Origin of the sequence: Streptococcus australis (genome assembly GCF_019930045.1) — a bacterium.
Classification (GTDB): Bacteria; Bacillota; Bacilli; order Lactobacillales; family Streptococcaceae; genus Streptococcus; species Streptococcus australis_D.
In genome coordinates, this window is record NZ_JAHZQQ010000049.1 from 1 (window position 1) to 13,943 (window position 13,943).

At 41.1% G+C, this 13,943-nt stretch carries 15 protein-coding genes; all 15 read left to right on the forward strand.

The features are described from left to right. The first annotated feature begins 26 nt into the window (after window positions 1–26). The gene (locus K1J10_RS08665) at window positions 27–806 is read left to right on the forward strand and encodes a hypothetical protein (protein WP_223356881.1); all 780 of its coding nucleotides are present in this window, start codon (window positions 27–29) and stop codon (window positions 804–806) included. Then, a complete protein-coding gene (locus K1J10_RS08670; RefSeq protein ID WP_223356848.1) occupies window positions 766–1,455 on the forward strand; it encodes a hypothetical protein in 690 nt (229 codons plus the stop codon). The genes K1J10_RS08665 and K1J10_RS08670 overlap by 41 nt, the downstream gene beginning before the upstream one ends. A 290-nt stretch (window positions 1,456–1,745) precedes the next feature. Then, window positions 1,746–3,734 (forward strand): excinuclease ABC subunit UvrB, encoded by a 1,989-nt coding sequence (gene uvrB / locus K1J10_RS08675; RefSeq protein WP_223356850.1) that lies wholly within the window; start codon window positions 1,746–1,748, stop codon window positions 3,732–3,734. A gap of 9 nt (window positions 3,735–3,743) precedes the next feature. Further along, entirely contained in the window at window positions 3,744–4,307 is a 564-nt protein-coding gene (locus tag K1J10_RS08680; RefSeq protein WP_223356852.1) for a GNAT family N-acetyltransferase, read from the forward strand. Continuing rightward, a complete protein-coding gene (locus K1J10_RS08685; protein WP_223356854.1) occupies window positions 4,273–4,770 on the forward strand; it encodes a GNAT family N-acetyltransferase in 498 nt (165 codons plus the stop codon). The genes K1J10_RS08680 and K1J10_RS08685 overlap by 35 nt, the downstream gene beginning before the upstream one ends. A gap of 93 nt (window positions 4,771–4,863) precedes the next feature. After that, entirely contained in the window at window positions 4,864–5,487 is a 624-nt protein-coding gene (locus K1J10_RS08690; RefSeq protein ID WP_223356861.1) for an NAD(P)H-dependent oxidoreductase, read from the forward strand. Window positions 5,488–6,276: 789 nt separating this feature from the next. Further along, on the forward strand, window positions 6,277–6,744 hold the full coding sequence (locus K1J10_RS08695) for an 8-oxo-dGTP diphosphatase (RefSeq protein WP_223356863.1): 468 nt from the start codon (window positions 6,277–6,279) through the stop codon (window positions 6,742–6,744). Window positions 6,745–6,849: 105 nt separating this feature from the next. Next, window positions 6,850–7,254, forward strand: a complete 405-nt coding sequence (locus K1J10_RS08700) for a PaaI family thioesterase (protein WP_223356865.1) — start codon at window positions 6,850–6,852, stop codon at window positions 7,252–7,254. Next, window positions 7,229–7,981, forward strand: coding sequence for an HAD family hydrolase (locus tag K1J10_RS08705; RefSeq protein ID WP_223356867.1), 753 nt, complete (start codon window positions 7,229–7,231; stop codon window positions 7,979–7,981). The genes K1J10_RS08700 and K1J10_RS08705 overlap by 26 nt, the downstream gene beginning before the upstream one ends. Window positions 7,982–8,109: 128 nt before the next feature. Beyond that, window positions 8,110–8,445, forward strand: a complete 336-nt coding sequence (locus tag K1J10_RS08710; protein ID WP_006597346.1) for a zinc ribbon domain-containing protein YjdM — start codon at window positions 8,110–8,112, stop codon at window positions 8,443–8,445. Between the two features lie 43 nt (window positions 8,446–8,488). Then, window positions 8,489–9,127: a Pr6Pr family membrane protein gene (locus K1J10_RS08715; protein ID WP_223356869.1), complete on the forward strand. Its 639-nt coding sequence runs from the start codon at window positions 8,489–8,491 to the stop codon at window positions 9,125–9,127. Window positions 9,128–9,370: 243 nt separating this feature from the next. After that, complete coding sequence (gene pyrR, locus K1J10_RS08720; protein ID WP_223356871.1) at window positions 9,371–9,892, forward strand: bifunctional pyr operon transcriptional regulator/uracil phosphoribosyltransferase PyrR; 522 nt, start codon at window positions 9,371–9,373, stop codon at window positions 9,890–9,892. 93 nt (window positions 9,893–9,985) lie between these two features. Beyond that, window positions 9,986–10,903 carry an aspartate carbamoyltransferase catalytic subunit gene (locus K1J10_RS08725; RefSeq protein ID WP_048788845.1) on the forward strand — a complete coding sequence of 306 codons (918 nt, stop codon included), beginning with the start codon at window positions 9,986–9,988 and terminating at the stop codon, window positions 10,901–10,903. A gap of 86 nt (window positions 10,904–10,989) precedes the next feature. Then, the gene (locus K1J10_RS08730) at window positions 10,990–12,087 is read left to right on the forward strand and encodes a carbamoyl phosphate synthase small subunit (protein WP_125336085.1); all 1,098 of its coding nucleotides are present in this window, start codon (window positions 10,990–10,992) and stop codon (window positions 12,085–12,087) included. After that, the gene (locus tag K1J10_RS08735; protein WP_223356879.1) at window positions 12,084–13,811 is read left to right on the forward strand and encodes an ATP-binding protein; all 1,728 of its coding nucleotides are present in this window, start codon (window positions 12,084–12,086) and stop codon (window positions 13,809–13,811) included. The genes K1J10_RS08730 and K1J10_RS08735 overlap by 4 nt, the downstream gene beginning before the upstream one ends. The last annotated feature ends 132 nt before the right edge of the window (window positions 13,812–13,943 follow it).

Sequence of the window (13,943 nt, forward strand, 5' to 3'; positions counted from 1 at the left end):
TGTGTGAATACTTACAGTTTACCCCAATGAAACGCTATGAGTTTTTTTGTTGCACTATATTTTACAATTTATCAATTCAAAATATTCAGGTGATTAATGCCTTAGTAGAAGGAAATGGCCAAGCAGTTAACCTTGATCCGTCTATGTTATCATCGAATCCAGTCTATACAGTCAGGGATGCTCTCTTATCCTCCCCCTACCAAGCAAGTGTTATTTTCTTACCAATCTTGGTTTCACTTGTTTATTCAACCCATTACCAATTTGGTAATGATAATTTTACTCAGTTATTGATCCCAAACTGGAAAGTTCGTCTTACTGGGTTTATGGCAAGTTCGATTGTCTTATCGTTACTTTCTACTTTAATAATTTCTATAGTAAATGCTGTTATCTTACTCATTTTTCTAGATTCAACTTTAAAGAATTATTTAGAATTGACTTTGTTCTTAGATGTTACGGTAAGAGTTATGATATTTGCAATCGTTCTTACTTTATTAGCTTTACTTTTCGTAATAGTAACGAAAAAATCAATGACTTCATTAATTGCAGATGTTTTATTATTGGTAATCAGTTTATCAGGTATTCTAAGAGGAATTTCCTCTAAAATAGAAAATCTATTGCCTTTGATTGGAGCAAAATCATTTGCTTTTGGCCGAATTGAAGGGACTCAAACGAGTCAATTGTATGGATTTACACTTTTAGTAGTAGAAGGGATCTTGTTCTTGGTGTTCATAATGGTTGTAGAAAAGATTCGAATGGGGAGGAAGAATGGCAAAAGTATTTTTCAGTCTTATCGTCAAAAAATATAGTTTAAAACCCGTGAAGTACCAGATAACCATACAGTCATTTTTGATAGGTTTTGTGTGTCTCTTAAGTATTTTACCAGTTGCAATCAATGGTACAATTGTAGAATTATCTTTAAAGCAAGCTCTTGTTTTTGCATCAATGCTCTCTGTTGGTATTGGGAGTGTTAATGCATTTGTAGAGTTACAATCACACGAAACAAAACTAGTTTATTTGGTAAGTGGAAAAAGGATCTTAAGTTCAATTCGGATCCTGTTCGTAGAGTTATGTGATGTAGTACTACAATCAACCTTATATTTCATTGTACTGCTTATATGGTTTCATTTTTTTAGTAGCGAAAATGGTGTCAGTTTAGAAATTTTCAGTTTCTATTTGATTGGCTCCATCCAATACTTTTTGATTTCTTACTTCTTAAGTTATTTTTTCAAAAGTCCAATGGGGAGTTTAGCTATTTTGCTACTATTTCCTATTTTGGTACAACCATTCATAGAAAGAGTAGTGGAACCATTGACTAGTTATCTATTTTATAATATTGTTGCGGATACCATATTAGGTAGTGCTTCCAATTTGCAACTCTGTATTTACGTTTTTGGACTTGTAAGTTCACTTGGAGCAACTCTCTACCTCTTGGTAAGGAACCAAGAAGTTAAGTAGTAAATAAAAATGATACTGATGAGCGAACCTTGCTAATTTTGTAAATCAATGAGATTGATGTTAATTACGTATTTCATGGTTTTAGAATAAAAGACAAGACTTTCGAAGTAATTGCGAGAGTCTTGTTTAGTTTCCATGCTAATGCGTGTCTAATTAATGATGTTGTAATTCGGACATATCCCGATTTAACGGATCATTTTATAACATGTTGTCTTCCCTCTTCATTCCTCATCTCAGAGAATTCTAGTGATTTATGGTAAAATAAGGTCTATATATGTGAGGACAAAGAGATGATTAATCGAATTACAGATAACAAATTTAAACTTGTATCCAAATACCAACCTTCTGGGGACCAACCACAGGCCATTGAACAGTTGGTGGATAACATCGAGGGTGGTGAGAAGGCACAAATCCTGATGGGAGCGACTGGTACGGGGAAGACCTATGCCATGAGCCAGGTCATCGCCCAGGTCAATAAGCCGACCTTGGTCATTGCCCACAATAAGACACTAGCAGGCCAGCTCTATGGGGAGTTCAAAGAATTCTTTCCAGAGAATGCGGTTGAGTATTTTGTTTCCTACTATGATTACTACCAGCCAGAAGCCTATGTGCCGTCGAGCGATACCTATATCGAAAAAGATAGCTCGGTCAATGATGAGATTGATAAGCTTCGTCACTCAGCAACCTCAGCCCTCTTAGAGCGCAATGACGTCATTGTAGTTGCGTCTGTTTCATGTATCTATGGGTTGGGTTCTCCCAAAGAATACTCGGATAGCGTGGTGAGCCTTCGCCCAGGTCTTGAGATTTCTCGCGATAAACTGCTGAACGACCTGGTGGATATCCAGTTTGAGCGCAATGACATTGATTTCCAACGGGGGAAATTCCGTGTCCGTGGGGATGTGGTCGAGATTTTCCCAGCTTCGCGTGATGAACATGCTTTCAGGGTGGAGTTTTTCGGGGATGAGATTGAGCGGATTCGTGAGATTGAAGCTTTGACCGGCCAGGTTCTAGGAGATGTGGACCACTTAGCGATCTTCCCAGCCACTCACTTCGTGACCAATGACGACCATATGGAAGTGGCCATTGCCAAGATTCAGGCTGAACTGGAAGAGCAGTTAAAGGTCTTTGAAAAAGAAGGCAAGCTCTTGGAAGCCCAACGATTGAAACAACGGACTGAGTATGACATTGAAATGTTGCGAGAGATGGGCTACACTAATGGCGTAGAAAACTACTCCCGTCATATGGATGGCCGGAGTGAGGGAGAGCCACCATACACCCTTCTTGACTTCTTTCCTGAAGATTTCCTCATCATGATCGATGAAAGCCACATGACCATGGGCCAAATCAAGGGTATGTACAATGGAGACCGCTCACGCAAGGAGATGTTGGTCAACTATGGTTTCCGTTTGCCATCTGCCTTGGACAACCGGCCACTGCGTCGTGAAGAGTTTGAAAGCCATGTCCACCAGATTGTCTATGTGTCAGCGACACCAGGTGACTATGAGATGGAACAGACGGATACCGTGATCGAGCAGATTATTCGTCCGACTGGTCTTCTAGATCCCGAGGTGGAAGTGCGTCCGACCATGGGACAAATGGACGATCTCTTGGGTGAGATCAATGCGCGTGTAGAACGTGGAGAGCGGACTTTTGTTACCACCCTGACCAAGAAGATGGCAGAAGACTTGACTGACTACTTTAAAGAAATGGGTGTCAAGGTCAAATACATGCACTCGGATATTAAGACCTTAGAGCGGACAGAAATCATCCGTGATTTGCGTCTGGGTGTTTTTGATGTCTTGGTCGGAATCAACCTGCTTCGGGAAGGGATAGATGTACCAGAAGTCAGTCTGGTTGCCATTCTCGATGCGGATAAGGAAGGTTTCCTTCGTAATGAACGCGGACTGATTCAGACCATCGGTCGTGCTGCCCGTAATAGTGAGGGACATGTGATCATGTATGCGGACACCATGACCCAGTCTATGCAACGTGCGATTGATGAAACAGCCCGTCGTCGTCAGATTCAGAAGGCTTATAATGAAGAGCATGGCATTGTCCCACAAACCATCAAGAAGGAAATCCGAGATCTTATTTCTGTTACTAAGGCTGTGGCCAAGGAAGAAGACAAGGAAGTGGACATTACCAGTCTCAACCGCCAAGAGCGCAAAGAACTGGTCAAGAAACTGCAAGGTCAAATGCAAGAAGCTGTCGAAGTGCTTGATTTCGAGCTGGCAGCCCAAATCCGCGATATGATGTTGGAAGTCAAGGCCTTGGATTGAGGGATAAATATGATCGATTTAAGAAAACTAATAGAAGAAGATTTGGTGCCTTTGTGGGAAATTGCTTATTCACAATCTAATCCAAATTGGAAGCAGTATGACGCTCCCTATTATGACGATTATCAGTATTTTCCTAATTTTCAAGAATTTAAACTACAAAAATTAGAATCCACTCTAAACAACTCAAATCGCCTTGGTATTTTTGTTGATGATAAACTAGTTGGGACTGTTTCGCGCTACTGGGTATGTAAAGAAACAAGATGGATGGAATTGGGAATTTGTATTTATGATAACAAATTTTGGAACTCTGGAATTGGAAAAGCTGCTATGCTACAGTGGATAGATCGGACATTTCAGGATTACTTGGAGTTGGAGCATCTTGGTTTAACAACTTGGTCAGGAAATTTTGGTATGATGAAATTGGCTGAAAAATTAAGAATGAAAAAAGAAGCTCATATTCCAAAAGTTCGTTATTATCAAGGTGTTTATTATGATAGTATTAAATACGGCATTTTGAGAGAAGAATGGGAGGAAGCAAATGGTCATCACTGTCAAACAGATGGAAACACCTGAAGAGATAGAAGGAAAATCTCTCGTTCATTGGCAAACGTGGAGAGAGGCTTATGACGATCTTTTACCCGCGGATTTTCAGGAGACGATGACATTAGAAAAATGTCGATTCTTTAGTCAAAAATATCCAGAAAATACCTTGATTGCGATGGATGGAAAGAAGGTCGTTGGATTTATCAGCTATGGAAATTACCGTGATGAGACCATTCAAGCTGGTGAAATCATTGCCTTATATGTTTTAAAAGATTACTATGGAAAAGGTGTGAGTAAACAGTTAATGCATGCTGCATTTGTTGCTCTTGATCCATTCTCTGAAATTTATTTATGGGTATTGAAAGAGAATAAGCGAGCTATTGCTTTCTATCAAAAAATGGGTTTTACTTTTGATGGCCAAGAACAAATACTTAAACTTGGAAAACCTGTTAAGGAATTGCGGATGATATGTTCTTCAAATAAAAATTCCTAAAGGACGTATCTATCAATCTTTGAACCATTATCAATTAATCAAGTAAAAAGAATGAAAGAGATTGAACAAAAAAAGACTTGAAGGAGAATACGAATGAAAATTTTAGTAATCAATGGGCATCCTGATAAGGAAAGTTACTGTCAGGCTATTTTTCAAACCATTGTCGAAAATATTGACTCAGGTCGCCATGAACTTGAAGTCATCAACCTTAATGAAGAGGACTTTGATCCTGTTTTACGTTATGGCTATCGAAAGCGGATGGAAGAAGATTCGTTTATCCTTCGTTCTCAAGAATGGATCCAGTGGGCGGATCACCTGATCTTTGTCTATCCCATCTGGTGGAGTAGTATGCCGAGCCTTATGAAGGGCTGGATTGACCGGGTCTTTACACCAGGGATTGCCTACTCGGCCAATGATCAAGGAAGCTTCATCTGGAATTACCTTAGAGGCAAGCAATTCAAGAAGTTGCTTAAAGGCAAAACCGCCAGTATTTATGCGACCTCCATGGCGCCTACTTGGTGGTACAAGATCTTTTCAGGCCCTCTCAACATTCCTGATAGTTATGGTATCTCCGTTTTGAAAAATGCCGTCTTGAACCACTGTGGGATTAAAACCAAGCGCGTCTGCATTTTGGGTGAAGTCGGCCGCGATGTGAATACCGCTAGTATGCGGAAACAGCATCTCCAAAAGGTAGCAGTAGAAGTCAAGAAACTTTGATCAGAGATGGGTTACTACTGATAAGTTAGAGTCTTTAGTTGTATTTTGATTGGCTTTTGGTTAAACTATTACATAATCTATAAAACATAGGAATGATTCCATATGCTACTTTTTATCTATATGATCTATGTCATTTATTCACTATCAAAAATGAAAAGAGAAGGAAAAAGAGTCTCAATTTTCACTAAGTTGATTGTTTACGGCTTATTGATACTCTCTTCGTTTATGCTCTATTTCAGTTTATTGTCATTTTTATTTAGCCCGTTGCCATTTTTTGGCTTTCTAGCTACTCTTGCTATTGGTGGTATGATGCTATCTCTGAAAATAGTCATTGCCCTTGCTTTACTTTTGTTATCGCTCAGCCTATTCTTAGATAGTAAAAATAGTGATCCAGATACGCCTCTAATTGATCATTGGCTTCGATTAGGTGTTCATATCCTATTGATCATTATTTAAGGCAAGAACGTTTTTCGTTTTCATTTACAACTGGTATCCCTTCTATCGGACACAAATAGTCAGTTGGAAGAATGTCGAGGGGGGCTACTTTTTAGTCTCTTTGCTAGCCTGATCCTGGTATTATTCATTGAGTTGTTCTTTAGCAGTGATGTCATGGTTCGGTAACGATTCACTCGGAGTATTATTTAAAAGAGAAGTCAATTGTCTTTCAGAGAGGCTCTCTTTTGGATGCCTATGATGAATACCATGAGCTGGTAAATCCCTTTGTGATGAAAAAGAGATAAAGAAAAAAGTTTATATTGATTAATTGTCAATATCATAGAAAGGAAATATATGTCACGTACAACGCCTACTATACTGTGCAATCTTTGCATGGTCGAAGATCTTGAAAATGGGAAAGTAGTCCTCCAATACCGCTCACCTGAAAAGACTCACTGGGCTGGCTATGCTTTTCCAGGTGGCCACATTGAAGAAGGAGAAAGTTTGGTAGAATCCGTCATTCGTGAAGTCTACGAAGAGACAGGACTGACAATTGCAGATCCAAAACTGGTCGCAGTCAAAGACTGGGAGCCAGATGAGGGAGGCCGCTATATTGTCTTTTGCTACAAGGCAACAAGATTCGCAGGTCAGCTCAGATCGTCTGAAGAAGGAGAAGTTTCTTGGGTTGAGAAGGACCAATTAGAAAAGTTGGACTTGTCCTACGACATGCTTCCTCTGCTGGAAGTGATGGAAGACCCAGATTTATCCGAGTACTATTATCGCAAACGGACAGATGATGGTTGGGAAAAATTTCGCTATTAAGGAGTTAGGTAACACTAGCTCTTTTCTTATTCTTGTAAGAAGTGGAAAAAAATAGTATGATGGAAGAGTTTAGGAATACCTTATATAGCGGGAAGAGGTTTTAACATGAAGGATTTTCACTTTGATGCCATTGCAGCATTTGAAAATTACGAGATCGAAACCATGAGAGATGGCCATGTCATTGTGACAACTAAGGTGGTCGAATCGTCACTTAATTATTATGGAAACGCGCACGGTGGCTATCTCTTTACCTTGTGTGACCAGATCAGTGGCTTGGTCGTGATTTCACAGGGAGTAGATGGTGTGACCTTGCAGTCTTCCATCAATTATTTGAAAGCAGGGCGCCTAGGAGATATCCTCACGATTCACGGGGAATGTGTCCACAGTGGGCGGACAACTCGGGTTGTCGATGTCGATATCTCCAATCAGGAAGGTGTCAATGTCTGTAAAGCCACCTTTACCATGTTTGTAACGGGAGAAAGAGATGAATCAGCAAAAGTACGCATTTAAAAACTATATTTTTGATTTTTATGGAACCTTGGTCGATATCGAAACCGATGAGTCGAGTCCAGTCTTGTGGGAGACCATGGCCCAAATCTACCAATCCTATGGTGCTTATTATACAGGGGAAAGCCTGCAAGCACGCTATAAGGAGTTGGTGAAGCAAGCTGAGGAAAGTATCGCTAAGGAAAAACAAGTCACTTATCCGGAGATTGACTTGACCGTGATCTTTGTTCAGCTTTATCTAGAAAGTCATCCAACAGGAGCCAGTGTCCATCATCTCAAAGAGTGGGGGCGTTTGATTGCACGAACCTTCCGTGTTCTCTCTCGCAAACGCTTGGAGCTTTACCCACACACGAAAGAAGTCTTAGAAGATATGAAAGCTGCTGGTTGTCGGATCTACCTATTATCCAATGCGCAAGCGGACTTTACCAACCCAGAGATTGATTTGGTCGGCTTGAGAGAGATTTTCCATGATATTTATCTGTCGTCAGATGCTGGAGTTCGAAAACCTCAGTCCGAATTTCTCGTGAAAGTGATCAAAGAACACCAGTTGAATCCTGATAAAACGGTTATAGTAGGGAATGACTTCACTACAGATGTAGCTGTAGCGAAAAGTATTGGTATGCAAAGTATCTTGATCAATACCTTCCCATACTCTGAAGAAGAACTACGAGATAGGAGTCAAGCAGGAGTACGCGTGGTTCGAGGCATTCAAGAATTACAAGAAGATTAAAGGTTATTATCGATTCTAGGAGGTCGAGTTGCCTCCTCTTTTGTACAAAATGCTAGAGTTGAGCAGTATTTGTCAAAACGTCCCTTTCATGGTATACTATGGGAGTTAATTTTGCTAAGGAGATTGAAATGAATAACTTACCAAACTGTCCAAAATGTCATTCAGAATATGTCTATGAGGATGGAGCCCTCTTGGTCTGTCCAGAATGTGCTTATGAATGGAACCCAGCTGAAGTCGTTGAAGAAGATGGTGTCGTTGCGATTGATGCCAATGGAAACAAATTGGCTGATGGGGATACTGTCACCTTAATCAAAGACTTGAAAGTCAAGGGTGCACCAAAAGATTTGAAACAAGGAACGCGCGTGAAAAACATTCGCATTGTTGAAGGCGACCACAACATTGATTGTAAGATTGATGGATTTGGCGCAATGAAACTCAAATCAGAATTTGTGAAGAAGATCTAAGAATAAGAAGAAGGGCTTAGCCCTTTTCTTTCAGGAGGATACTATGAAATTCAAACTATTGTTTAGCTATCGTTTTCTATTGTTTATCTTGAGTGTAATCGGCGTTTATTTGCAACTGACCAAGCATGGTGGCTTTGGGATGATGCTCTATTACACCATTTTGTCCAACATGTTGGTCATGTTCTTTATGGGGGACATGGTCTGGCGCATGCTTCGTGGTCGTTCGACCCAGACTCAGGGCTATCTTCGCTTAAAGGGCGGTGTCACCATGTCTATTATGATCACCTGTGTCATCTACCACTTTATGCTAGCACCCATCGCGACACCTGAGAAGTTTTACCGCTTGGAAAACTTCCTCTGTCACTACATTGTTCCTTTGATGTTCTTCTTTGACACCCTGGTGATTGATAAACCGAAACAATACCGTAAGTCGGATCCATTAGCTTGGACTGTGCTTCCCTTGCTCTATATGGTCTTTGCCCTTCTCAACGGTTTGGTCCTTAAGTGGCCAGTACCAGGGGCAAAAGACAGTCCTTTCCCTTATTTCTTTATCAATGTCAATCGTTTTGGTTGGCTCTATGTGGTCAAGATGGCGAGCATCATTTTTGTTGCTTATTTACTAGCTGGATGTGGCTTGTTTGCCTTGAAGAAGATTGGGAAAAAAGGAACAGATCATCATTAAATAAAAGATTTGTGGATGTAAATCCGAACATTCGTAGAAAATAATGAGTTTTTTCTTGCATCCCACTATAAACTGTGATATAGTATGGATAATTAAATAGTCCTTTAATCCTGTCCCGTGAGGCAGGCAAGGAGTCTGATCAAAATAAGGGGTGAACTAGATGCGTTCTAGGTCTTATCTCTTGATATTTTTCTGAAGCCTCCTTGAAAAGGGAGGCTTTTTTCTATCAATTAGGAGGAAAAGATGAAGATCAAAGAAGTCGTTGATGATCTGACCATGAAGCGAGCGATTACTCGCATCACGTATGAAATCATCGAACGGAATAAGGATCTGAGCCAAATTGTTTTGGTAGGGATCAAAACTCGTGGCGTTTTCATTGCCAATCGCATTAAAGAACGGTTAGTACAGCTAGAACAAATTGAAGTTCCAGTCTGTGAATTGGATACCAAGCCTTTCCGTGATGATATCAAAGTAACAGAAGATTCAACCGTCTTACCAGTAGATATTACTGGCAAAGATGTCATCCTGATTGATGATGTCCTTTATACAGGTCGGACCATTCGAGCAGCCATCGATAATCTTGTCAGTCGTGGACGTCCATCGCGGGTCAGCCTGGCAGTCCTAGTGGATCGCGGTCATAGAGAATTGCCGATCCGTCCAGATTATGTTGGAAAGAACATTCCAACAAGTCGATCAGAGGAAATCATTGTCGAGATGACTGAGCTAGATGGTCAAGATCGCATCTTGATCGAGGTGAGTGAATAAGGTAGTTTTCAAATCGTCGCTATATACAGGAGTGACTGAGGAAGCTTCCTGTATCGTTTTCACATATGCATATCTTTGGAATGGAGTTACAACATGTCTACAAATCAAATCGCACTTAAAAACCTTGTCTCAATGGAAGCTTTATCAAACGAAGAAGTTATGGCCTTGATTAAGCGTGGTATTGAGTTTAAAAATGGAGCAAAAGCTCATTATGATGAGCAACATATCGTGTCTAACCTCTTCTTTGAGTCGTCAACACGTACGCACAAAGCATTTGAAGTGGCTGAGTTAAAATTAGGTTGTGACCTCCTTGACTTTGATGTGAAAACGAGCTCTGTAAACAAGGGTGAAACTCTCTACGATACCATTTTGACCATGTCAGCTCTCGGAGTTGATATCTGCGTCATCCGTCACCCAGAGGTAGATTACTACAAGCAATTGATTGAAAGTCCAACCATCACAGCCTCAATTGTCAACGGGGGAGATGGATCCGGTCAACACCCAAGCCAAAGTTTGCTAGACTTGATGACCATCTATCAAGAGTTTGGTCACTTTGATGGACTTAAAGTTTGTATTGCTGGTGACTTGGATCATTCACGGGTTGCAAAATCCAATATGCAAATCTTGAAACGCTTGGGAGCAACCCTCTACTTTGCAGGCCCAGACGAATGGAGAAGTGCGGAATTTGAAGATTATGGAACCTTCGTCACTATCGATGAAGTGATCGAAGAGGTCGATGTCATGATGTTCCTTCGTGTGCAACACGAGCGTCATGATTATGAGTCTCTCTTCTCAAAAGAGAACTACCATCGTTTGCATGGCTTGACACAAGAACGCTATGATCGTATGAAAGACACAGCCATCTTGATGCACCCAGCTCCAGTAAACCGTGATGTGGAGATTGCTGACCACTTGGTAGAAGCTCCTAAATCACGCATCGTGGAGCAAATGACCAATGGTGTCTTTGTCCGCATGGCTATCATCGAAGCGGTTTTAGCTGGACGTAAATAATATGTAAAAAAGAAAGGAGAAGTGAGAGAGTCTACAAAAAGGTGGTCTTTTCTCACTTTTCTTTTTGGAGTTTGTAAGGAGAATTTATGGTAAAACGTCTCTTAGTATTAGAAGATGGGACGGTTTTTGAAGGAACTGGTTTTGGAGCTGATACCTATGTCAGTGGAGAATTGGTCTTAAATTCTGCCATGACGGGTTATCAGGAGTTGATTACCGACCAGTCCTATAAGGGGCAAATATTAGCCTTTACTTTTCCAGTTATCGGTACAACTGGGATAAACCGAGATGATTATGAATCTATTTTTCCTGGGTGTTTAGCAGTGGTAGTGCACCAATTAGCGAGTCATCCCAGTAATTGGCGCAAACAATTATCCTTAGATGCTTACCTGAAGAAACACAATATTCCAGGGATCCAAGGAGTCGATACTCGAAAGCTGGCTAAAATTGTCACTGAACATGGAAGTATCAAGGCTACAGTGGTCAATGAGGGGGATGCGATCGAGCATATCTTGGATCAGCTCCGGGCAACTGTCTTGCCTTTTGACCAAGTCCGCCAGGTGTCGACCAAAACCCCCTATGCTGCACCAGGGTTTGGGAAGAGTATCGTCTTGATCGACTTGGGCTTACGGCATTCCGTTTTGCGTCAATTGATTGCACGAGGTTGTAACGTCACGGTCGTTCCTTATTCTATTAAATTGAAGGAATTAAAGGATTTGCAGCCGGATGGCATTATTCTATCCAGTGGTCCAGGGAATCCTCATCATATCGATGGTATTTGCCAGGTCATTGCTAAAATCGATCCTCATATTCCAATTATGGGAATCGGCTTGGGGGCAGAATTGCTGGCCCTTGCCCACGGGGGAAGCCTCACCAAACTAAAAAGTCCTCATCGAGGACTTAACATTCCTGTAAAAGAAGTTGCTACTGGAAAAGTCGAAATCACTAGCCAGAATCATCAGTACAACATCGAGCGTGATACTCTTCCACGAGATTTTCTGATCACCCATGAGGAGCTTCATGATCACTCTATCGAGGCCTTTCGTCACCGCTATCTTCCCTTGATAGGTGTCCTCTACCATATTGAGTCCAGTCCAGGACCAAGGGAAAGTCTTTATTTCTATGATGAATTTATGGATTTGATTGAAAGTAAATTAGACGAAAGAAGGGAGGAGTTATGGTCATGAATCAAGTAACGCTGTTGTGTGCAGAATCCTTCAATGATGTCAGTTTGCTTGGAGCACTCACGTCTTGTCCCTTATTAAAAGAACGTGGTTACCAGACAGAAGTCCTCTATTGTGGAGACGAGAACGACATCACCAAAGAAGCAGGAAATGCTGTTTCCGTTATTCGTTTAAAATTGGATAGTCTAAAAGAAGCCCTTCTAGCGACGAAAACCAAAAATTTACTACTGTCATTTGCGGATAAGCAAGTCCTTGGGCTATTATTTCGATTGGAGGAAATTGGGTTTCTCAAGGAACACAAGATCCGTATTCTAGGAACTTCGCTTAGACAGTACCGTACCTTTTACCACCAGGCAGACCAAAAGTCTTTTCTACAGGACTTAGGTTATCAAGTTCCTTCCTCATCCTTGGTTTCGACAGTCAGAGAGGCTATTGAGTTTTCGGAGCAGATCCAATTCCCTATTGTTGTTTGGCCGCTTGCCAGCAAGCATGGGCAAGGTCGTCGGATTGCTAATAACTTGGATGATTTATGTGATGCTGTCGAAAAAGGACTAGAAGTATCACCACAGGCTCAGTGTTTGCTGGAGTTTTCAACGGTTGGTTTCAAGGAGTTGGAATACATCGTTGTCCGAGATCGTCAGGATAATTATTACCTTGCGGGAAACATTGAGAGCGTCGACCCGGTGGGGATCCACTCCAGTGATTCTTATCAAGTCATCCCTAGTCTGACGCTGACGGATACCGAGCATCAGACCTTGAGAGAGGCAGCATTATCTATTGTCCGGCATTTGAGACTGGTTGGAGCAACTTCCATCAAGTTTGCGCTAGATCCAAAGAGTTACCAATTCTATATTCTTGAGGTCAATCCATTTGCTTCGGATTCCTTCTCGACCATGTCCATGGCCTTAGGTTATTCGATTTACCACCAGGCCTTATGCTTAAAGTTAGGCGACCACCTTTTGGACCTTCCTCACCCAACGATGAAGGGTCTTACAGCCCTGTTTGAACCCACTCTAGATCGTATTTTCTTTAAACTACCCGTCTTTCCGATGAAAAAGGTGACAAAAGTTCTCAATACACAAATTCATTCAGTTGGTGCAATTCATGGGTTTGGTACTAGTTTGGAAGAAGCCTATCAGCAAGCCGTTGAAAATTTTGGTTCGGATCAATGGCCTAAGCATATTCTAAAAGAGGTTTCGGACGATGAACTCATCCAACGGATTGCCAAACGAATGCCATATCGCTTCTCATCTATCTTAGAGGCATTTCATAGAGGATTCGAGATGGAAGAAGTGAGTGACCTGAGCCGAATGGATCCGTTTTATCTCCAGTTTTTATATAATCTTTACTTGTATGAGCGACAAGAGAAGGAACAACTATGTCCTGAGCTAAAATTACGTCCTTTGGATTTAACAGCTGGATTCGGTCAAGTTGGCGAAAAGGTTTCTTACTATACTTCGATCTGTGGCGAAGATGAGGCACCAGATTGGAGTCAATGGACCTTATTGCTTGATAAAACTTCACCTGAGGATCAAAGTCAGATTCTTAGACTGATAGATCGCTTGAAGCAGGAGCATGAAAAGGGAAGAAAAGTAGCCCTTCTGACACATCGTCCTTTTGCAGGACATGCAGCAGATACTTGCTTGCGAATCCCTCTTTCAATTTATGAGACTTACCAAGACCAGATTAACAGCCAGTTTGGTCAAGTAGAATATTTGGATGAATAGAATAAGAGCTTCGGTCAAGATAACCGAAGCTCTTTTAGGATAAAAACAAACTGTTTATTATATGATAAATTGTAAAATATAGTGCAACAAAAAAACTCATAGCGTTTCATTGGGGTAAACTGTAAGTATTCA

What these genes read in the sequence shown, in the direction of transcription:
- K1J10_RS08715 (WP_223356869.1), top strand. Translation starts at nt 8,489, where the DNA reads ATGAAATTCAAACTATTGTTTAGCTATCGTTTTCTATTGTTTATCTTG.
- uvrB (WP_223356850.1), top strand. Translation starts at nt 1,746, where the DNA reads ATGATTAATCGAATTACAGATAACAAATTTAAACTTGTATCCAAATAC.
- K1J10_RS08710 (WP_006597346.1), top strand. Translation starts at nt 8,110, where the DNA reads ATGAATAACTTACCAAACTGTCCAAAATGTCATTCAGAATATGTCTAT.
- K1J10_RS08730 (WP_125336085.1), top strand. Translation starts at nt 10,990, where the DNA reads ATGGTAAAACGTCTCTTAGTATTAGAAGATGGGACGGTTTTTGAAGGA.
- K1J10_RS08670 (WP_223356848.1), top strand. Translation starts at nt 766, where the DNA reads ATGGCAAAAGTATTTTTCAGTCTTATCGTCAAAAAATATAGTTTAAAA.
- K1J10_RS08700 (WP_223356865.1), top strand. Translation starts at nt 6,850, where the DNA reads ATGAAGGATTTTCACTTTGATGCCATTGCAGCATTTGAAAATTACGAG.
- K1J10_RS08690 (WP_223356861.1), top strand. Translation starts at nt 4,864, where the DNA reads ATGAAAATTTTAGTAATCAATGGGCATCCTGATAAGGAAAGTTACTGT.
- pyrR (WP_223356871.1), top strand. Translation starts at nt 9,371, where the DNA reads ATGAAGATCAAAGAAGTCGTTGATGATCTGACCATGAAGCGAGCGATT.
- K1J10_RS08685 (WP_223356854.1), top strand. Translation starts at nt 4,273, where the DNA reads ATGGTCATCACTGTCAAACAGATGGAAACACCTGAAGAGATAGAAGGA.
- K1J10_RS08735 (WP_223356879.1), top strand. Translation starts at nt 12,084, where the DNA reads ATGAATCAAGTAACGCTGTTGTGTGCAGAATCCTTCAATGATGTCAGT.
- K1J10_RS08695 (WP_223356863.1), top strand. Translation starts at nt 6,277, where the DNA reads ATGTCACGTACAACGCCTACTATACTGTGCAATCTTTGCATGGTCGAA.
- K1J10_RS08680 (WP_223356852.1), top strand. Translation starts at nt 3,744, where the DNA reads ATGATCGATTTAAGAAAACTAATAGAAGAAGATTTGGTGCCTTTGTGG.
- K1J10_RS08665 (WP_223356881.1), top strand. Translation starts at nt 27, where the DNA reads ATGAAACGCTATGAGTTTTTTTGTTGCACTATATTTTACAATTTATCA.
- K1J10_RS08725 (WP_048788845.1), top strand. Translation starts at nt 9,986, where the DNA reads ATGTCTACAAATCAAATCGCACTTAAAAACCTTGTCTCAATGGAAGCT.
- K1J10_RS08705 (WP_223356867.1), top strand. Translation starts at nt 7,229, where the DNA reads ATGAATCAGCAAAAGTACGCATTTAAAAACTATATTTTTGATTTTTAT.